This window comes from Bacillus mexicanus (assembly GCF_050445615.1).
Taxonomy (GTDB): Bacteria; Bacillota; Bacilli; order Bacillales; family Bacillaceae; genus Bacillus; species Bacillus mexicanus.
This window is the reverse complement of sequence record NZ_JBCEYV010000004.1, coordinates 1-19,742: the sequence shown is the minus strand read 5'-3', so window position 1 is coordinate 19,742 and position 19,742 is coordinate 1. Positions and strand designations below refer to the sequence as shown.

The following is a 19,742-nucleotide window of genomic DNA, read 5'->3' as shown; positions in this document are numbered from 1 at the left end:
TGTTTAACGTGTTACGCATATGTACTTTACATAGCGAGCCCATTATACCACATTTCGATTTGGCAAGTGAAATGTGCCACCCCTCTCTGCCCATAAAAAAAAAGAGCAAAGCGGCTGTTCGCTTTACTCTTTTTCATCCGAGTGTAATACCTTGACGACACTTTTACCCGCAGACTTCATCTTGTACCATGTCCAGTCGAATAATTGATTGATTTCTTCAATCTGACCGGTGACTTGTCCAGCAGAGGCCATATACTTTTCGCCGTTTACAACGGTTACATCCCCGTCTATTTTGCCTTTAATGATCAGCTTTCCGTTTTTAACAGTCACATCGCCTTTGACCGTCTCACCTTCCGGCACAGTCACGATGTGGTTTTGCACCACAAGATTCGGCTGCTTAGATACGCTGAAGTTTTGGTCATTATGCCAGCTGTTAAAAAAACCTCCGCCCATCAAAATGATGAATACCGCAGCAGCTGCGATAACAGGATGGGTTCTGAACCATCTTTTCACAGAGGCTCTTTTCTTCTCCTTCGGCAATTTCGCCATGACATTAGCGGTAAAATCCGCGGGGGCTTCAACATGCGATGTGCTCCGGACGAGCGCGATCGATTTTTCCATCTCGTAAAAATGCTTTCGGCATTTCTCGCATGTCTCCAGATGTTCATTTAATATCTGTTCATCTTTTGGAAGGATATCTCCATCAAGATGCATATGCATAAGCTGCACAATTTGTTCAGGACAGCTCATTTCATCACCCCACTTAAAGATCTCTTAATTGTTTTCTAAGAGCCTCTCTGCCCCTATGGATACGTGTTTTCACAGTTCCCACAGGAATGTTCAAGATCTCGCCGATTTCAATTAATGAGAGTTCGTCGATATACTTTAATACGATGACTGTTCTGTATTTGTCAGGAAGCTTTAAAATTTTCTGCTGAATCGTGTTCGAGAGTTCCAGGGACACTACTTCATCTTCTGGCAAAACTCCATCTGCGGCAATTTGCGAATACATGGTCAGACCTTCTGTACCAGCCACCTTTGCATCGAGGTAATAATCCGGCTTCTTTTTGCGAATACGGTCAATTGTTAAATTGGTCGCGATTCGATAAAGCCAAGTTGAAAATTTCCGGTTAATATCAAAACTGTCGATATTAACGTACGCTCTGATAAAAGCCTCTTGTGCAATGTCTTCCGCCTCATGCACATTGCCAAGCATACGGTAGCAAAGCTGATAAATTTTATCCTTGTAAATATCTACGATGTCCGCAAATGCATCTTGGTCGCCTTTTTTGACTTGTTTAATTCTTTTTTTAATCATTATTTCCATATTTATCTAACCTCTGCCTTCACCGGTCTGTATGTATACGAGCTTCGTTTCAAAAGGTTTCAATTTTTTATAAAATAAGTTTAACAAATTTTTGGCAGGGTGTAGATGGTAATTCGTGAATAAACTACCTTAACATATTTTTAAAATTATTATACAGACTGAACAGTTAGAAGTTGAAATTATTTTAAAATAGAAAAAAGACACCTTTTGGTCAAAGGTGTCTGTGACTGGGCTAGCTGGATTCGAACCAACGCATGACGGAGTCAAAGTCCGTTGCCTTACCGCTTGGCTATAGCCCAATAATGGTGGAGGGGGGCAGATTCGAACTGCCGAACCCTGAGGGAGCGGATTTACAGTCCGCCGCGTTTAGCCACTTCGCTACCCCTCCATATTCATGTGAGAAAACAGTGCCGGCAAGAGGACTTGAACCCCCAACCTACTGATTACAAGTCAGTTGCTCTACCAATTGAGCTACACCGGCAAGATGGTGGAGGATGACGGGCTCGAACCGCCGACCCTCTGCTTGTAAGGCAGATGCTCTCCCAGCTGAGCTAATCCTCCAAATGGTGACCCGTACGGGATTCGAACCCGTGTTACCGCCGTGAAAGGGCGGTGTCTTAACCGCTTGACCAACGGGCCGTTTGTGTTCTCGTCGAGCTGACAAAAGTTATTATATACAGGTTAATGCATGTTTGTAAAGAGAAAAATTAATTTTTTTATTTTCAAACTTTTTAACTCCTTTTTTAACTGAAAAAGCCTTCCGCCATTCCTCATTTATTTTATGATAGAGACAAGCAAAGCATGAGAGGGGAAACCACTATGATTCTAGTCAGTTCTTGCCTTGGGGGCATTGAATGCAGATATAACGGCTCACATGCAGCATCAGAGAAAATCAGAAAACTTGTCGATCAAAAGAAAGCAGTCATGGCATGTCCTGAGCTCCTCGGCGGCTTCTCAACTCCCCGTGAACCTGCTGAAATCATCGGAGGCACCGGTGAGGATGTTCTTAATGGGACCGCAAAAATCGTGACAGCTTCCGGTGAAGATGTAACCAAATTATATATGGAAGGCGCATCTAAAACATTAGCTTACGCAAAAGAAATCAATGCCTCTGCCATCATATTAAAAGAAAACAGCCCATCATGCGGAAGCGGTTTTATCTATAATGGCACATTTACCGGAAAAAAACCCCCGGCAGCGGAGTAACTGCCGCTCTGTTAAAACAAGCAGGCTACCGCGTTATTTCCGAAAATCAGCTAGACGATATATTGTAAGGAGGTCTCCACATGACTCTAGACATTTCTTTATCCTTCTATAAGCCCGAACACTTATCAGAGCTTGAATCATTCAAGCTAAATAATGATGACAAACGCTTTACCTCTCTCCCCAAAGAGGTGCTGACTCAGGCCCTGAGCATACGGGACCGGTATCCGGTTGTCATCTTAAACGACAATCTGCCAATCGGTTTTTTCATTTTACATACATCAAAAGAAACGCTTGAGCCCTATTCTAACAATCCATTTGCCTTACTGCTAAGTTCTCTTTCTTTAAATGCTGTTCATCAAGGAAAAGGCTATGCGAAAAAAGCAATGCTTCTGCTTCCCTCTTTTGTGAGCGGTTATTTTCCATGGTGCGATGAAATGATTCTGGCCGTCAACCATCTGAACACTCGCGCAAAGCACCTTTATATGAAATGCGGGTTCATTGATAAAGGCAGGAGAAGAATCGGACCGCTTGGAGAACAGCTAGTTCTTCATTATTTCTTATAGACGTATTGAAATAAAATTTCAATACTATAAAAACATAGTTGAAATATCACAACAGAAATGAATATACTAAATATTGAATATACGATGAAGCAGGGGGCATCCTCATGTCAAAACCATTAGACCTTCACCGTCTTACAACGGAATCCCGCAATAGCCAAACAACCGACATTCACAAGGCAAACACTCTCGGTATCCTCAAAATGATCAACAACGAAGATTTGAAAGTCGCTGCTGCCGTACAGCAGGTTCTCCCCGACATTCAAACAGCTGTAGACTGCGCGTACGACTCGTTTCAAAATGGAGGCCGGCTCATCTACATAGGCGCCGGTACAAGCGGAAGACTCGGTGTCATGGATGCCGTCGAATGTCCTCCCACCTATAGCGTAAGCCGAGACCAGGTCATCGGAATCATGGCTGGCGGCCCCAAAGCATTTTTGCAGGCGACCGAAGGAATTGAAGATAGTGAAGAAGCAGGAGCTGAGGATTTAAAAAACATACACCTCACTTCTAACGACACTGTCCTCGCCGTCGCGGCAAGCGGCCGCACACCATATGCGGCAGGCGCCCTAACATATGCCCGCAAAGCCGGAGCACACACCATCGCCCTTACCAGTAATAAAAATTCCGCCATCAGCAAGAATGCCGATCACAGCATTGAGGTTGTCGTTGGACCTGAAGCTATTACAGGATCAACACGTATGAAAGCGGCAACCGCTCATAAAATGATTCTAAACATGATATCTACCGCTGTAATGGTCAAAATCGGCAAGGTTTACGAAAACTTGATGGTAGACGTCAACGTCAGTAATAACAAACTAAAAGAACGTGCCATCAGTATCATCCAAAGCCTCACCAATGCCCCATACGACACAGCCAAGCATACTCTGGAACAAGCCAATTATCACGTCAAAACGGCAATCGTCATGCTCAAAACAAACACAGATCAGGAACAAGCAAAGACATTGCTCGATGAAGCGAACGGTTTCATAGACAAAGCAATCGAAAATGACCATCCATGATAAGGAGAGAGCAGGAATGGCAACAGGCGGTTTAACGATCATCCAATCAATGAAGCACAAGCTCCCTCCATCCGAACGCAGAATTGCGGATTATATCCTAACTCATCCCCACAAAGCAATAGAAACCACTGTCAGCGAGATCAGCACATTAGCCAATTCAAGTGACGCTGCCGTTATCAGGCTCTGCAAATCACTCGGACTAAAAGGATTTCAAGATTTAAAAATGAGAGTAGCAGGCGACCTGGCAAAGCCTGCTGTACAAGGCTACCGGGACATTGCGCCTTACGAACCGCTGTCCTCCATTTCTGAAAAAACAGCCGGCAACGCCATTCAAGCCATACAGGATACTTCAGACCTGATGGACTACAAAGTGCTTGAACGAGCGGTTTCCCTGCTTCTCAAAGCCCCTACCGTGCATTTTATCGGTGTCGGAGCCTCCGGCATTGTCGCCAAGGACGCCCAGCAAAAGTGGCTTCGCATTCATAAACAATCAACCGCGTTCACAGACACTCATCTTGTGGCGTCATTAATCGCAAATGCAGATAAGGATGACATCGTATTCGCCATTTCATTTTCGGGTGAGACGCAGGAAATCATAGAATTGCTCACAATGGCTAAGGAAAAAGGCATCACAACGATCAGCCTCACACAATTCAGCCAGACATCCATCTCCGCACTGGCTGATGTCCCGTTGTACACAGCACATTCCAACGAAGCCTTGCTTCGAAGCGCAGCCACTTCCTCCCGCCTCGCCCAGCTTTTTATGATTGATGTTTTGTTTTTAGGCATGGCGGCTGAGCAGTATGAAGAAACAACCGGTTATATCGATAAAACGAGAGCAGCCATACAATCTATGAGAAAAAAATAGGACGTCTTGAAGAGGAGGGATTTTGATGAGCAAAGAAAACAACTACCATCATCTCGCAAAGAAAATCCTCGCGTTATGCGGAGGAAAACCAAACATTTCCTCGTATACGCATTGCATGACACGCCTTCGTATTACGCCTTACGATGAAAGCAAAGTTGATGTTCAGGCTTTAAGAGAGATGGACGGCGTATTTGGGGTCGTGGAAGCGGAAACCCTTCAAATCATCCTTGGCACCGGGATCGTCAATCATGTCACAGCCGCTTTCTCAAAGCTTATGTCAGCAGAAGGAACCGATATCAAAGAAGCGGCTGAAAAAAAGAAAGCCGATATAAATAGAAAAAATGCCACTCCGTTTAAACGTTTCTTACGTAAAATCGCCAGCATCTTTATCCCTCTCATTCCCGCCCTCGTCGCTTCCGGTTTAATCACCGGGATTACAAAAGCAATCATTCAAGCCGGATGGCTCTCTGCAGAATCACAAATCGCTATTATCCTGACAGTCATCGGATCAGGATTGTTCACATATCTCGGCATCCTCGTCGGTATTAACGCTTCAAAAGAATTCGGCGGGACACCCGCTCTTGGGGCTCTGGCAGGAATCTTGATTATAAATCCGGAGATCGCAAAGATCAGTTTATTCGGAGAACAGCTTCTCCCGGGCAGGGGAGGCCTGATCGGAGTTCTTTTCGCAGCCATATTCATTGCATACACCGAACAACACATCCGCCGTTTTATTCCACAATCACTCGATATCATCGTCACTCCAACCATTTCTCTGTTAATCACCGGAATTGTAACGTATGTCATATTTATGCCTTTAGGCGGTTTCATTTCTGATGCCATTACATCAGGCCTTCTGTCCATTCTCGACCTCGGCGGTATCGCTGCGGGCTTTATTCTGGGCGCAACCTTCCTCCCTCTTGTCGTAACCGGTCTGCATCAAGGATTGACGCCTGTACACATGGAGCTGATCAATTCAATCAGCAATGATCCTCTGCTCCCTATTTTGGCTATGGGAGGTGCCGGGCAGGTAGGCGCCGCCTTTGCCATTTTCGTGAAAACGAAAAAAACAACCTTGAGAAAAGCAATCGGCGGCGGGCTTCCGTCGGGGCTGCTCGGCATTGGAGAACCCCTTATTTTCGGAGTGACGCTGCCACTTGGCCGTCCGTTTGTAACGGCATGCTTAGGAGCTGGAATCGGCGGCGCCTTTCAAGCTTATTTTCAGGTTGCTACCATCGCCATCGGGGTCTCCGGGCTGCCGCTTTCCTTTCTCGTCATGTCCTCACAGATCATCCTATATCTCATCGGACTCTTTATTTCCTATGCGGCCGGCTTTTTATTGACCTATGCATTTGGATATAAAGAAGAAATGGCTTCGCAGTTCGACTAATTGGTTTCTATTCTAGGGATAGTAAGCAAGATAGAAACACAGAAAGGAGCAAGCCATTGAAAACAAAAACACTGTCCTTACTCAGTGCCATTTTAACCCTATCTATACTGGCGCCGCCAAACGAAACCTTCGCGCAAACAGCAGACAACCAATTCAAGCCGAAAAACATAAATACAGAAACCGGACGATTCTCGCTGAAGAAACTACGGAAGGTTGATCAGATGATAGAACGGGATGTTGCGGCAGGATTTCCAGGCGCCGTTCTCGTCGTCGTGAAGGATGGCCGCATCATAAAAAAGGAAGCATACGGCTACAGTAAAAAATACGAAGAAACAGAGCTGCTGCGCCGTCCAGTCAAAATGAAAACCCGCGCGATGTTTGACTTGGCCTCAAACACAAAAATGTACGCAACGAATTTTGCATTGCAGCGCTTAGTCAGCCAAGGAAAACTCGATGTTTATGAAAAGGTATCTGCTTATTTACCTGATTTCAAGGATCTGCCAGGAGACCTTGTGAAAGGAAAAGACAAGATTCGTGTCATTGATGTCCTCCAGCACAAATCAGGGCTCCCCTCGAGCTTTTACTTTTACACGCCCGAAAAGGCAGGCAGGTACTATTCACAGGAGCGGGACAAAACGATCGAATATTTGACGAAAATCCCGCTCGAATATCAAACAGGGACAAAACACGTATACAGTGACATCGGATATATGCTTCTCGGCTGCATTGTCGAAAGCCTCACCGGTATACCGCTTGATGTCTACGCGGAGCAAGAGCTTTACAAGCCGCTGAAGCTGAAACATACCTTGTACAATCCGTTGAAAAAAAGCTTTAAACCAAAACAGTTCGCAGCTACTGAACGTATGGGCAATACACGGGACGGCACTATTTATTTCCCTAACATCCGTACACACACGCTGCAAGGAGAAGTGCATGACGAAAAAGCGTTTTACTCAATGAATGGCGTGTCCGGCCATGCCGGATTGTTCTCAAATGCTGATGATATGGCTATTCTGCTGCAACTCATGCTAAACAAAGGCTCCTACCGAAACGTGTCTTTATTTGATCAAAAAACTGCCGACCTATTTACAGCGTCTTCAGCAACAGATCCAACATTCGCTCTAGGCTGGCGGAGAAACGGGAGTAAAAGCGTGGAATGGATGTTTGGCCCTTATGCCAGTAAAAAAGCTTTTGGGCATACCGGTTGGACAGGAACAGTTACCATTATTGATCCCACTTATCATTTAGGCATAGCATTGTTAACAAATAAAAAGCATTCACCAGTTGCTGATCCAGAAAAAAAACCAAATGTGTTTGAGGGTGATCAGTTTCCAACAGGCAGTTACGGGAGCGTCATTGCCGCGATCTATGAAGCGTTGGAATGAATGATTCGACGATAGGAGGAAGTGTTTATGAAACCTTTTTTTCCGCTTATCCTTGCAGCCGTTCTTTTTCTTTCATGTTTTCTTGGCGCCAGTCAGACAAAAGTCGCCGCATCCAGCCGTTCAGCCGGTGCCAAGCAGATTGTCAACCACATGACATTAGATGAAAAACTCGGCCAAATGCTGATGCCAGATTTCAGAAATTGGAAAAAGGTGAGCGAATCGTCTCCTCAGGCCTTTACAGAAATGAATGAGGAAGTCGCCAGCCTCATCAGGAAATACCAATTTGGCGGCGTTATTCTTTTTGCAGAAAATGTAAAAACAACAAATCAAACTGTACAGCTGACAGACGCTTACCAAAAAACGAGCCCCAAAATCCCGCTCATGCTGAGTATTGATCAGGAAGGCGGCATCGTAACGAGATTAGGGGAGGGCACTCATTTCCCAGGGAATATGGCGCTCGGTGCAACCAGAAACAGAATCAATGCCTATCAGACTGGCAGCATCATTGGAAAAGAGCTTTCTGTCTTAGGCATTAATACAGATTTCAGCCCTGTCGTGGACATTAATAATAATCCTGATAATCCAGTGATCGGCGTACGGTCATTCAGCTCAAATCGGGAACTGACAGCACGACTCGGTTTATATACGATGAAAGGGATACAGCGGCAGGATATCGCTTCTGCCCTCAAACATTTCCCGGGACATGGAGACACGGACGTTGACAGCCATTACGGGCTGCCTCTCGTTTCCCATAATCAAGAACGGCTCCGTGAGATCGAGCTCTATCCTTTTCAAAGAGCAATTGATGCAGGTGCTGATATGGTGATGACAGCGCATGTTCAATTTCCTGCCTTTGACGACACCACTTACAAAAGCAAACTCGATGGATCGGACATTTTAGTCCCGGCGACACTCTCGAAAAAAGTGATGACAGGTCTTCTTCGTCAGGAAATGGGCTTTTCCGGTGTCATAGTTACTGATGCTCTCAATATGAAAGCAATCGCAGATCATTTCGGCCAGGAAGAGGCTGTCGTCATGGCTGTAAAAGCTGGCGTTGATATGGCGTTGATGCCTGCCTCAGTTGCTTCTTTGAAGGAAGAACAGAAATTCGCACGTGTCATACAAGCTTTGAAAAAAGCCGTGAAAACCGGGGACATTCCTGAACATCAAATCAACAAATCAGCTGAAAGGATCATTTCCCTGAAAATAAAACGCGGTATATATCCAGATCGAAACGACGACAGCATAAAAGAAAAAATAGCCAAAGCCCAGAAAATTGTAGGAAGCAAGCGTCACCTGAAAGCGGAAAAAAAAATAGCGGAAAAAGCAGTAACCGTATTAAAAAATGAACAGCGCACCTTGCCGTTTAATCCTAAAAAAGACAGCAGAATCTTAATTGCCGCGCCTTACGAAGAACAAACTGCTTCGATTGAACAAACCATTCGTGATCTTATCAAGCGAAAGAAAATCAAACCCGTTTCCCTCAGCAAAGTCAATTTTGCCAACCAAGTATTTAATACCGAGCATGAAAAACTGGTAAAAGAGGCTGACTATACCATTACCGGCTCCTATATCGTGAAGAACGATCCCGTCGTCAACGACGGTGTCATCAACGACACCATATCAGATTCAAGCAAATGGGACACTGTATTCCCAAGAGCTGTGATGAAAGTTGCGCTGCAGCACAACAAACCATTTGTCTTAATGAGCCTGCGCAATCCATACGATGCCGCCAATTTTGAAGAAGCTAAAGCACTTATTGCGGTCTATGGCTTTAAAGGATACGTAAATGGCCAGTATCTGCAACCCAATATTCCGGCAGGAGTGATGGCGATATTCGGTCAGGCAAAACCTAAAGGCACACTCCCAGTTGACATTCCATCAGTCACGAAGCCGGGAGACATCCTTTATCCATATGGCTACGGATTAAATATCAAAACAGGAAAACCGCTCTAATAAGGAGGGACACATGAGAAAAACAATATTTGCTTTCCTCACAGGGTTTATGATGTTCGGAACGATAACAGCGGCCTCACCATCACCGGATGCCAGAAATCAAACGGCTAAAAAACCTAAAGTTCAAACCGGCATAGACATGCTTTTTCCAGAGTATAAAAAGCGGCTCAAAGGAAAACGAATCGGCTTAATCACCAATCCAACCGGCGTAAACGCTTCTCTGAAAAGCAGTGTCGATATCCTTTACGAGAACCATGATATCAAGCTGACAGCTTTATTCGGCCCAGAGCATGGCGTCCGCGGCGACGCTCAGGCGGGGGACGAAATCGGCTCTTACATTGATGAAAAAACTGGGGTGCCCGTATACAGCCTCTACGGAAAAACGAAGAAACCAACGCCAGAGATGCTGAAAGATGTCGATGTCCTCATATTTGATATTCAGGATGTCGGAACCCGGTACTACACGTACATTTACACAATGGCATACGCAATGGAAGCCGCGAAAGAAAATGGCATTCCATTTATGGTGCTTGATCGCCCGAACCCTCAAGGCGGGAAACATATTGAAGGACCGATTTTAGAACCTGAATATGCTTCATTCATCGGACTGTATCCCATTCCCTTAAAGCACGGAATGACCATAGGCGAATTGGCTTTACTGTTCAACAAGGAATTTGGCATCGATGCCGATCTGACCGTGGTAAAAATGAAACAATGGAAACGCAAAATGGATTTTGACGATACCAGACTGCCTTTCGTCCTCCCGTCACCAAACATGCCAACAGTGGAAAGCACATTTGTTTATCCTGCAACAGGGCTGATTGAAGGAACGAATATATCCGAAGGACGCGGAACGACGAAGCCATTTGAATTAATTGGTGCTCCCTTTATCAAAAGCACAGAGCTTGAAGATACATTAAATAGCCTCAGCCTGCCGGGAGTCACCTTCAGGGCAGCTTCCTTTACACCGACATTTTCTAAACATCAAGGAACGCTTTGCCACGGTGTTCAGCTCTATGTGACAAACAGAGAAACGTTTGAAGTGGTCAGAACAGGCCTATCACTTATTAAAGCTATACACGACCTCTATCCTGACAATTTTGAGTTTCTCTCAACAGGTTCATTCGATAAATTGGCAGGCAATGGCTGGATCAGGGCAAACATTAAAAACGGTGATTCTATCGAAAACATCATGAACAGCTATGAAAAACCACTCCAACAATTCAGTAAAACGAGAAAAAAATATCTTATCTATTAAGACATAAGCATCGTATGTTACACGTGTAACATATTCTTACTAACCAAAAGACCCTTAGAGCAAGGGTCTTTTCATAACAAAAAAACCACCCGCTTTATATAGGAAACCATTCATTTATTTGGTACAATTTTATTGAAAATGATTATCAATTGAACGTTTCTGAAAAGGTGGTCTGCTCTTGCAACCTACAATGATTTATCATCCCACTCAAATTAAATATCTAAAAAAAACAGGTGATCTCTTCACAGAACAGCAATTAGCCGATTCATTCGTACTGATTTTTAATGTAAATGGAAACGGACATATTTCAATCGGAACAAACGTCATTCCTTTGCAAAAAAAGACACTTTATGTTTGTCCGCCTCACGAAACTTTTGGTTTTACACCCGGAGCGGAAGAATGTATAGATGCCTGTCTAATCAGGCTTCAAAGCTATATGAAGGAAACTGGACAAGATATCCTAACACCGTGTACAGAAACGGAATTAGCCAAACTGAAGCTTGTGAATGTTTCACATATCGAAAACCTCGCCGTCCGGCTTCAAGAGCTTGCGGCGCTATGGAATGAATCGTCTCAGCTTTCTCAGCTCAAATGTGTGATTGAAGTACAAAGCCTGATTTATGACCTCTTCACTGTCAGTTTATCTGAACAGACGGATACTCATTCAGCAATCAAAAAGACAAAACAATATATCGAAACCCATGCCGATACAAAAATGACACTAACCCAGTTGTCGCAAATGGCAGGAATCAGTGCCAAACACTACAGCGAAAGCTTTAAAAAATGGACAGGTCAGAGCGTAACAGAATTCATCACAAAAACACGAATCACCAAAGCAAAACGGCTTATGGCAAGATCAAATTGCAAATTAAAAGAAATTGCCCATCAAACCGGCTATCAAGATGAATTTTATTTCAGCAGAATCTTTAAAAAACACACAGGCTGTTCACCTACAAGCTATATGAAAAACCGCCGGATAAAAATAGCCGCATATGGAAGGGATACAATGGGCTATCTTATTCCTCTTCATCACATACCATTTGCGGCCGCGCTGCATCCAAAATGGACATCATACTACTATCAGCAGTATTCAACCGATATACCTGTCCAGCTCAGCGCATACCGATTTAATGAAAAATGGGAAGAGAACCTGCACACGTTATCTCAGGCTCAACCAGATGTCATTTTCAGCATGGATTCTATTTCTCCAGAAGAACAAAATCGACTGAATCGTATCGCCGAAGTCATGTATCTTCCTTCAAAAGAAAGCTGGAGAAATCACTTTCTGCAAACTGCCTCATTCTTAAAGGAAGAGTTCGAAGCGGAAAAGTGGCTCACAGCTTATGACCAGCAGGCATCAGCAGCAAAAAAAGCACTTCAACACGCTCAAGGGCTGCGTTTTCTGTTTCTGAGGATGCATAAGCAAAACTTCTATCCAGCACATTATCGAAGTATCCGCGAAGTCTTCTTCGGAGATTTAGGATTTCGCTCGGCAAAAACAAAAAAAAGACCTTCTGATCAAGCGATCACATTAGAAAATATCACAAATGACCAAGCTGACTGCATCATGCTTTTTCTATATAAAGAGCCTGAGACCATTGCTTATTATCAGCAATTGCAGCAGACAGATGAGTGGCAGAACCTAAGCGCAGTGCAGAATAATCGTGTTTACCTCCTATCCTTGGATCCTTGGAATGAATACTCGGCTTGCGGTCACGAACGAATCGTTCAGCAAACTATTTCTTTACTATCCGGTAATCATCCATGATAATTGCGAAATTTGTCCATGGTGTTATATCTATTCATTCTCTATAATTCCAATTGATAATAGTTATCAATTGAACAGGGGGCTCTATAGATGAAAAAGATATCTCTAACCTTATTAATCTTGCTTCTCGCACTGACAGCGGCAGCCTGCAGCAGCAAAAACGAATCGACTGCCAGCAAGGCAAGCGGTACAGCATCTGGGAAGAAGAAAATTGAATACTTGGATAAAACATATGAAGTAACTGTACCGACAGACAAAATAGCCATTACGGGAAGCGTTGAATCGATGGAGGATGCCAAACTGCTTGACGTTCATCCGCAAGGCGCGATTTCATTCTCGGGCAAATTCCCGAATATGTTCAAAGACATCACTGATAAAGCCCAATCAACCGGAGAAAAAATGGAGCCAAACATTGAAAAGATTCTAGAAATGAAGCCAGATGTCATCCTTGCTTCCACAAAGTTCCCAGAAAAAACTCTGCAAAAAATAAGTACAGCTGGAACAACGATCCCAGTTTCTCACATCTCTTCAAACTGGAAGGAAAATATGATGCTGCTTGCCCAGCTGACTGAAAAAGAAAAGAAGGCAAAAAAAATCATTGCAGATTATGAACAGGATCTAAAAGAAACAAAAACAAAAATCAAAGAAAAAGCAAAAGAATCAAAAGCACTTGTCATCAGAATCAGACAAGGCAACATTTATATTTACCCTGAACAGGTATACTTCAACTCCACACTTTATGGTGATCTAGGTCTTAAAGCGCCAGACGAAGTAAAAGCGGCAAAAGCGCAAGAGCTGATTTCATTAGAAAAATTAAGTGAAATGAATCCAGACCATATCTTCGTCCAATTTTCTGATAATGAAAATGCAGACAAACCTGATGCCTTAAAAGATTTAGAGAAAAATCCAATCTGGAAAAGCCTGAAAGCAGTCAAAGAAGATCATGTGTACGTCAACTCAGTGGATCCTCTCGCACAAGGCGGCACAGCGTGGAGCAAAGTCCGCTTCCTGAAAGCGGCTGCTGAAAAATTGACACAAAATTAATTCAGAGTAGGTTTTTGTATGTATTCAAAACAGTGGACACGTATCATATTGATGACTTCTCCATTTGCTATTGCATTGTCGCTGATGCTTTCCATCCTGTATGGAGCAAAGCATCTAAGCGCAGATGTTGTTTTTACATCGCTTATTCATTTCGATCCGGGAAACACAGACCATCAAATCATATGGCATTCCCGGATTCCAAGGGCTGCCGGCGCTCTGCTCATAGGGGCAGCCCTTGCTGTTTCTGGAGCGCTTATGCAAGGCATTACACGCAACTATTTAGCTTCGCCCTCGATTATGGGCGTTGCAGATGGTTCCGCGTTTATTATCACGCTCTGTATGGTTCTGCTCCCGCAATCGTCTTCGTTTGAAATGATTATTTACTCATTTATCGGCTCGGCATTAGGAGCCGGGCTAGTATTCAGCCTTGCCGCCATGATGCCTAACGGGTTTACCCCCGTACAGCTTGCCATTATCGGCACCGTCACAAGCATGCTGCTCAGCAGTTTATCAGCGGTCATGTCAATTTATTTTCAAATTTCACAGGATCTCAGTTTCTGGTATAGCGCCAGACTTCATCAAATGAGTCCGGATTTTCTGAAGCTGGCCGCTCCATTTTTCCTTGTTGGCATCATGTTAGCCATGTCTCTCAGCAAAAAAGTGACCGCTATATCGTTAGGCGATGACATTTCTAAAAGTCTGGGACAAAAGAAAAAAACCATTAAACTCATGGCGATGCTTTCAGTCATCATGTTAACCGGCAGTGCCGTAGCGCTGGCCGGAAAAATCGCGTTTGTCGGATTGGTGGTTCCGCATATCACAAGATTTCTCGTCGGTTCTGATTACAGCAGACTGATTCCTTGTTCCTGCATCTTGGGCGGAATCTTTTTAACCCTGTGTGATCTCGCAAGTCGATTTATCAATTATCCATTTGAAACACCGATTGAAGTCGTGACGTCCATAATCGGCGTACCTTTCTTCCTTTATTTGATTAAACGAAAAGGAGGGGAGCAAAATGGTTAAAAAATATGCCCTATTCATCACTTTGATTCTCATCGTCAGCTATTTCAGCTTAACAAGCGGATCATTTTCTGTTCGTCCGGCTGAGCTGCTCTCCACTCTTTTTCAGATCAATCCAAATCCGCAGTATGACATTTTGCTGTTCGATTTAAGACTGCCGCGAATTGTCATGGCGGCCATTATCGGACTCGGTCTTGGCATTGCGGGCGCAGTCATCCAAGCTATCACACGTAACGGTCTTGCAGACCCGGGAATTCTCGGGATCAACGCGGGGGCGGGAGCCGGGATTGTGACGTTTATGCTTTTGTTCCAAGGCCAGAAGGAAGTGACATCCATTGTTGCGGCAATGGGAATGCCGTTTTTCGGTTTGATAGGCGGACTGGTCGCGGCGATTCTGATTTACATATTTGCGTGGCACAGAGGCCATTTAGATTCAGGGAGAATTATTCTGGTAGGAATCGCAATCAATTCAGGATTCAGTGCTTTGTCGCTGTTTTTATCATTAAAAATGGACCCGCAGGATTACCAAATGGCCATGGTATGGAAGAACGGAAGCATCTGGTCTGCCAACTGGACGTATATCACAGCCGTTCTTCCATGGATGCTGCTGTTTATCCCTATTCTTATCGCCAAATCCCGCTTGCTCGATACCATTCGTTTTGATGAAGACACAGTCAGAAGTCTCGGCATTTCATCAAATAAAGAAAAAACCATCCTGCTCGTCGCCTGTGTAGCAATCATCAGCGCCTGTGTCTCCGTAGCGGGCAGCATGGCTTTTGTCGGCTTAATTGCCCCCCACATTTCGCGGAGGCTGGCAGGTGTTGAACACCGTTTCATCCTGCCGCTGAGCGGTTTAATCGGCATGCTGCTTGTGATCAGCGCAGACTTTATCGGAAAACAGTTTTTCCAGCCCGCGGAGGTACCCGCAGGCATCATTTTAGCGATTCTCGGTGTTCCTTATTTCTTATTTCTGCTTTTTAAGCAAAAAAAGGGAGAAAATGCATGAACGGATCTCTTTCTGATCATAAGGCCGTCAACAGGAAGTTCACGCTGTACCTTCCTCCTTCCTATAGCCAAAACAGCGGGAGATTTCCTGCTGTTTACGTGCAGGATGGCAGTTCTTTGTTTCAAAACCAAATCGAATTATTAGAAAACAGATTTCAACAACGCAGGCTGCCTGAGCTCGTGCTGATCGGTATCGAACCCGACAACCGTCTTGACGAATACACCCCTTGGCCAGCAGTAGCGCTCAATGATCAGTTCCCTGACTTCGGGGGATCCGGTTATCACTATTTGTCTGATATTACAAACCGCTTTATTCCGTTTATTGAAGAAAACTGCAACGTCACTAGGAAACCGCAATCAAGAGGAATGATCGGAGCCTCATTAGGAGGCCTCATCTCAATGTTCGCCTTATTAAAGCATCCGACAGTATTCGGAAACATAGGCTCTATCTCTGGGTCATACTGGTACGAAAACACAGCGGAAACCATTCATATATCCTCGTTAAAACCTGGCACCGCCCGTATTTTTATGTCTGTCGGCAGTAAAGAAGGCCATGAAAAACAAACCATTCAGCGAAAAATGCTGCAAAATACAAAACAAGTGCATCAAAGTTTAAAAGAAAAAGGCTTCACTGAAAACCAGCTATGTCTTTCAATTGAAAAAGGGGCGGCGCACCATCATAAATACTTCAATCAACAGTTCACCACCGCGCTCGAATGGCTATACGGAAAAAACCGCTCAATCCAATGAGCGGTTTTTTCATGCTTTCTGCAATAAAGGTTTCAATTCAAAACGATTCAGCATATATCCATACAAGGCCGCCAGCATCTGCTGAAACAGCATGCCGATGACAACGGGAACGGCGACCTGAGACGGAAAGAACGTAACGGCAAGAACTGCGCCGGCACTGATATTTCTCATGCCTCCCGTAAAAATAAGAGCTACGATTTCCTCTTGGCTTCTTTTCATCATTTTTCCGATCAGCCAAGCCGCGGCATAGCCTGTTAACGCGATAAAGAAGACCGTTACAGCTATTCCAGCAAATCTCAAATCAATGGCTTTGAAGTAAGGAGCAATCGCTGAACTGTTAATCGCAATCACTGCCATCAGGCAAAGCTTTGAAAAAGGAGACAGTGCACTGCTCACAGATGCCGTTCTTTCTGGAGTTGATATCTGATTAAACAGCATACCCAAGAAAGAAGGAATCACAACCATCACAATCAGCCCTTTCATCATTCCCCACACATCCATATGAACCTGTGCGCCAGCCAGCAATGAAAGGCTGAGCGGAACGATCAAAGGTGACAGCACTGTATCAACCAAAATAATCGAAAGCGTCAATCCGACATTCCCCTTGTACATCGCTGCCCAAATCAAACTTGTAATCCCAGTAGGAATCACAACAGCTAATGTTAAACCAGTGATCGTCAAAGAATCACCATTAAAGATAAGATGACCGCTTCCCCAAGAAAATAGCGGCATGAAAATATGAAGAACAAATAGTGCAAGAATCATAGGAAGAGGATGTGACAATGCATGTCTCAAAGATTGAAAGTTTGCGCTCAAACTGCCTGCAAACGTGATAAAAGCAAAGATCCAAGGCACCGCACTTTCATACCCATTTAAAAATTGAGACAGCAGCACACCCAGCACCACACTAGTCGGCGTTAAAAGCGGCATTACCCTCCCCAATACACGGTTCAGCTTCTGAAGCATCATATGCAAGTCTCCTATTTAGAATGTCTTTTTTCTCTATTATATCAATGCTGTTCAACACCATGTCACATAAAAAAGCCCAGATCTATCCAATCTGGACTTTCATACATTACGCCATCTGTTTTATAAGAGCTTTGCTCGCATCATTCAACCCTTTTAATTCAGCTTCAATGCCTTGCTCTTTAAATTTCGCAACAATCTTACCAAGCGCAGCCGATCCTGAATCATCCCATACATGGGCCTCAGTTAAGTCAATCACGACTCGCTCAATATCCTCTTGATAAATAAACGCATTTGTAAGATCAGTCACTGACGCAAAAAAGATTTGTCCCTTTACATGATACGTTCTCAGCTTTTGATCCTCTGTGTGAGAGACAATTTTCAGCTTAGAGATTTTTGCTACAAAAAACACAGCACTTAAAAGAACACCAACGAATACACCTTTAGAGAGGTCATTCGTCACAACAACAGTAAGCACAGTTACAACCATGACAATAGAGTCTGTAAGCGGCGCTTTTTTGAGACCTTTTAAAGAAGACCAATCAAATGTGCCGACAGAAACCATCACCATAACAGCCACTAACACAGCCATCGGAATTTTTACGACGACAGTACTCAAGACGGCAATTAAAAACATTAGAAAAGCACCGGCAACAAATGCCGACAAACGTCCTCGTCCGCCTGCTTTTGTATTAATGACAGATTGTCCGATCATAGCGCAGCCCGCCATACCGCCAAAGAAACCAGTCACGATATTCGCAATCCCCTGTCCGCGGCTCTCTTTATTTTTATCACTGCCTGTATCCGTCATTTCATCAATAATCTGTGCTGTCAGTAAAGATTCCAGCAATCCGACAAACGCTAAAGCAATCGAATAAGGAAAAATAATTCGCAGTGTTTCAAAGGTAAACGGAACATCAGGGATGAAAAACTGCGGCAATGAACCAGAAATATTACCCATATCCCCGACCGTTCTTACATCCACATGGAAAGTGACCGCAATAATCGTCATCACAATAATCGCGACAAGCGGAGACGGGATCGCAGTCGTAAATCTCGGCAGTACATAAATAATAACCAACGACCCGGCAAGCATCGCATACATACTCCAAGAAGCACCTTCAAACTGAGGAAGCTGCGCAGAGAAGATCAGGATTGCCAATGCATTCACAAAACCGATCATTACAGAACGGGGAATAAATTTCATTAATCTCGCAATTTTACTGATGCCTAAGATCACCTGAATAATACCAGTCAAAATCGTAGCCGCAAATAAATACTGAAGCCCGTAATCAGCAACCAGCGACACCATCACAACAGCCATAGAGCCAGTCGCAGCTGAAATCATGCCTGGCCTGCCGCCAAAAACAGAAATAATAATGGCTATACAAAATGACGCGTAAAGGCCAACCATCGGATCAACACCAGCTATTATAGAAAAGCCAATCGCTTCAGGTATTAATGCCAACGCAACTAAAACGCCAGCAAGAATGTCTTTTCGGATATTCCCGAACCATTGCTGTTTTAATGTAAAACTATTATTCAAATATAACGACTCCTTTTTAAAAAATAAATCCGCATCCTATCTGTGTACTGGTAGCTTTCTTTACCTTACGGGAAAAAATAAAAAGAAAAACGAACGGGGAAAAGAGGAAACGTTGAGTATATTATATTGAGGCAAGGAGTTATTATACAAAAAATATTATATTGAATTTTCATCAAATGCACAAGATGAAATGCTGAAGAAAAAATGACTTAAAGTAGGTTTGAGCCATTTTACTGCTTTATATCATTTCTAATGAGAGACTAAAATCGTTTTAAACAGTAGAAATATCTTTTTTCTCATTTGAAGATGGATCTATGCCTATCAATTCGTGGATCGCAGCCTCATAGTTATCAAGGGGATGTCTTCTCCGTAATCAACCCAAAAGCTGAGCCATGTCCATCGCACATGATACGCCGCCTCCACAAATGAAATTGCAAACCAGAATACAAAAAAGGCAGCTCAGATGAGCTGCCTTTTTTTAAATTGCTTGGCGGCGTCCTACTCTCACAGGGGGAAACCCCCGACTACCATCGGCGCTGAAGAACTTAACTTCCGTGTTCGGCATGGGAACGGGTGTGACCTCTTCGCTATCGCCACCAAACAAATGCCTTCAGGATGAAGGTACTGGGCGTTTCTCACAGGATGTGAGAGCCCTTAGCGGAGTTTCCTTG

General features: G+C 44.0%; 16 protein-coding genes, 5 tRNA genes, 1 rRNA gene and 1 pseudogene. 13 read left to right on the top strand and 10 right to left on the bottom strand.

All coding sequences use genetic code 11. The features are described 5' to 3' along the window. Positions 1–123: 123 nt before the first annotated feature. The 7 genes from rsiW to AAGG74_RS19405 form a co-directional block, all read right to left on the bottom strand. A complete protein-coding gene (gene rsiW, locus AAGG74_RS19435; protein ID WP_162103144.1) occupies positions 124–750 on the bottom strand; it encodes an anti-sigma-W factor RsiW in 627 nt (208 codons plus the stop codon). A 13-nt stretch (positions 751–763) separates the two neighbouring features. Next, positions 764–1,327, bottom strand: a complete 564-nt coding sequence (gene sigW, locus AAGG74_RS19430; protein ID WP_162103145.1) for an RNA polymerase sigma factor SigW — start codon at positions 1,325–1,327, stop codon at positions 764–766. A gap of 227 nt (positions 1,328–1,554) precedes the next feature. Then, positions 1,555–1,626: transfer RNA gene (locus AAGG74_RS19425), tRNA-Gln, on the bottom strand. Positions 1,627–1,630: 4 nt separating this feature from the next. Then, positions 1,631–1,715: transfer RNA gene (locus tag AAGG74_RS19420), tRNA-Tyr, on the bottom strand. A 20-nt stretch (positions 1,716–1,735) separates the two neighbouring features. Further along, positions 1,736–1,808, bottom strand: a tRNA-Thr gene (locus tag AAGG74_RS19415). Between the two features lie 4 nt (positions 1,809–1,812). After that, a tRNA-Val gene (locus tag AAGG74_RS19410) sits at positions 1,813–1,888 on the bottom strand. 3 nt (positions 1,889–1,891) lie between these two features. Beyond that, positions 1,892–1,966, bottom strand: a tRNA-Glu gene (locus AAGG74_RS19405). Positions 1,967–2,146: 180 nt separating this feature from the next. Here AAGG74_RS19405 and AAGG74_RS19400 point away from each other — a divergent pair. The 13 genes and pseudogenes from AAGG74_RS19400 to AAGG74_RS19340 all read left to right on the top strand — a co-directional run bounded on the left by AAGG74_RS19400 (position 2,147) and on the right by AAGG74_RS19340 (position 16,559). Next, positions 2,147–2,601 (top strand): annotated as a pseudogene (locus AAGG74_RS19400) (2-thiouracil desulfurase family protein). A 12-nt stretch (positions 2,602–2,613) separates the two neighbouring features. Beyond that, positions 2,614–3,096, top strand: a complete 483-nt coding sequence (locus tag AAGG74_RS19395; RefSeq protein ID WP_162103147.1) for a GNAT family N-acetyltransferase — start codon at positions 2,614–2,616, stop codon at positions 3,094–3,096. Positions 3,097–3,200: 104 nt separating this feature from the next. Next, complete coding sequence (gene murQ, locus AAGG74_RS19390; RefSeq protein WP_162103148.1) at positions 3,201–4,115, top strand: N-acetylmuramic acid 6-phosphate etherase; 915 nt, start codon at positions 3,201–3,203, stop codon at positions 4,113–4,115. 16 nt (positions 4,116–4,131) lie between these two features. After that, on the top strand, positions 4,132–4,983 hold the full coding sequence (locus tag AAGG74_RS19385) for a MurR/RpiR family transcriptional regulator (RefSeq protein WP_162103149.1): 852 nt from the start codon (positions 4,132–4,134) through the stop codon (positions 4,981–4,983). A gap of 25 nt (positions 4,984–5,008) precedes the next feature. Further along, positions 5,009–6,373 (top strand): PTS transporter subunit EIIC, encoded by a 1,365-nt coding sequence (locus tag AAGG74_RS19380; protein WP_429676883.1) that lies wholly within the window; start codon positions 5,009–5,011, stop codon positions 6,371–6,373. 56 nt (positions 6,374–6,429) lie between these two features. Beyond that, positions 6,430–7,758, top strand: a complete 1,329-nt coding sequence (gene pbp4b / locus AAGG74_RS19375) for a penicillin binding protein PBP4B (RefSeq protein ID WP_429676882.1) — start codon at positions 6,430–6,432, stop codon at positions 7,756–7,758. 27 nt (positions 7,759–7,785) lie between these two features. Then, positions 7,786–9,714: a glycoside hydrolase family 3 protein gene (locus AAGG74_RS19370; protein ID WP_429676881.1), complete on the top strand. Its 1,929-nt coding sequence runs from the start codon at positions 7,786–7,788 to the stop codon at positions 9,712–9,714. 13 nt (positions 9,715–9,727) lie between these two features. Then, on the top strand, positions 9,728–10,972 hold the full coding sequence (locus tag AAGG74_RS19365) for an exo-beta-N-acetylmuramidase NamZ family protein (protein ID WP_429676880.1): 1,245 nt from the start codon (positions 9,728–9,730) through the stop codon (positions 10,970–10,972). 178 nt (positions 10,973–11,150) lie between these two features. Further along, on the top strand, positions 11,151–12,740 hold the full coding sequence (gene btr / locus AAGG74_RS19360; RefSeq protein WP_429676879.1) for a bacillibactin transport transcriptional regulator Btr: 1,590 nt from the start codon (positions 11,151–11,153) through the stop codon (positions 12,738–12,740). Between the two features lie 90 nt (positions 12,741–12,830). Then, complete coding sequence (gene feuA, locus AAGG74_RS19355) at positions 12,831–13,784, top strand: iron ABC transporter substrate-binding protein FeuA (protein ID WP_429676878.1); 954 nt, start codon at positions 12,831–12,833, stop codon at positions 13,782–13,784. A gap of 18 nt (positions 13,785–13,802) precedes the next feature. Continuing rightward, on the top strand, positions 13,803–14,807 hold the full coding sequence (locus AAGG74_RS19350; protein WP_429676877.1) for a FecCD family ABC transporter permease: 1,005 nt from the start codon (positions 13,803–13,805) through the stop codon (positions 14,805–14,807). Next, a complete protein-coding gene (gene feuC / locus AAGG74_RS19345) occupies positions 14,800–15,810 on the top strand; it encodes an iron ABC transporter permease FeuC (protein WP_429676876.1) in 1,011 nt (336 codons plus the stop codon). Before AAGG74_RS19350 ends, feuC begins: the two co-directional genes overlap by 8 nt. Then, positions 15,807–16,559, top strand: a complete 753-nt coding sequence (locus tag AAGG74_RS19340) for an alpha/beta hydrolase (RefSeq protein WP_429676875.1) — start codon at positions 15,807–15,809, stop codon at positions 16,557–16,559. Before feuC ends, AAGG74_RS19340 begins: the two co-directional genes overlap by 4 nt. A gap of 9 nt (positions 16,560–16,568) precedes the next feature. Here AAGG74_RS19340 and AAGG74_RS19335 read toward each other — a convergent pair whose 3' ends face one another. The 3 genes from AAGG74_RS19335 to rrf form a co-directional block, all read right to left on the bottom strand. Further along, entirely contained in the window at positions 16,569–17,489 is a 921-nt protein-coding gene (locus tag AAGG74_RS19335) for a bile acid:sodium symporter family protein (RefSeq protein WP_429677132.1), read from the bottom strand. Positions 17,490–17,634: 145 nt separating this feature from the next. Continuing rightward, positions 17,635–19,071: a SulP family inorganic anion transporter gene (locus AAGG74_RS19330; RefSeq protein WP_429676874.1), complete on the bottom strand. Its 1,437-nt coding sequence runs from the start codon at positions 19,069–19,071 to the stop codon at positions 17,635–17,637. Between the two features lie 485 nt (positions 19,072–19,556). Then, positions 19,557–19,672, bottom strand: a 5S ribosomal RNA gene (gene rrf, locus AAGG74_RS19325). Between the last annotated feature and the right edge of the window lie 70 nt (positions 19,673–19,742).

Excerpts from the sequence above, each read along its gene's own strand:
- rsiW (WP_162103144.1), bottom strand. The coding sequence starts at position 750 with ATGAGCTGTCCTGAACAAATTGTGCAGCTTATGCATATGCATCTTGAT.
- sigW (WP_162103145.1), bottom strand. The coding sequence starts at position 1,327 with ATGGAAATAATGATTAAAAAAAGAATTAAACAAGTCAAAAAAGGCGAC.
- AAGG74_RS19395 (WP_162103147.1), top strand. The coding sequence starts at position 2,614 with ATGACTCTAGACATTTCTTTATCCTTCTATAAGCCCGAACACTTATCA.
- murQ (WP_162103148.1), top strand. The coding sequence starts at position 3,201 with ATGTCAAAACCATTAGACCTTCACCGTCTTACAACGGAATCCCGCAAT.
- AAGG74_RS19385 (WP_162103149.1), top strand. The coding sequence starts at position 4,132 with ATGGCAACAGGCGGTTTAACGATCATCCAATCAATGAAGCACAAGCTC.
- AAGG74_RS19380 (WP_429676883.1), top strand. The coding sequence starts at position 5,009 with ATGAGCAAAGAAAACAACTACCATCATCTCGCAAAGAAAATCCTCGCG.
- AAGG74_RS19370 (WP_429676881.1), top strand. The coding sequence starts at position 7,786 with ATGAAACCTTTTTTTCCGCTTATCCTTGCAGCCGTTCTTTTTCTTTCA.
- AAGG74_RS19365 (WP_429676880.1), top strand. The coding sequence starts at position 9,728 with ATGAGAAAAACAATATTTGCTTTCCTCACAGGGTTTATGATGTTCGGA.
- feuA (WP_429676878.1), top strand. The coding sequence starts at position 12,831 with ATGAAAAAGATATCTCTAACCTTATTAATCTTGCTTCTCGCACTGACA.
- AAGG74_RS19350 (WP_429676877.1), top strand. The coding sequence starts at position 13,803 with ATGTATTCAAAACAGTGGACACGTATCATATTGATGACTTCTCCATTT.
- feuC (WP_429676876.1), top strand. The coding sequence starts at position 14,800 with ATGGTTAAAAAATATGCCCTATTCATCACTTTGATTCTCATCGTCAGC.
- AAGG74_RS19340 (WP_429676875.1), top strand. The coding sequence starts at position 15,807 with ATGAACGGATCTCTTTCTGATCATAAGGCCGTCAACAGGAAGTTCACG.
- AAGG74_RS19335 (WP_429677132.1), bottom strand. The coding sequence starts at position 17,489 with ATGCCGCTTTTAACGCCGACTAGTGTGGTGCTGGGTGTGCTGCTGTCT.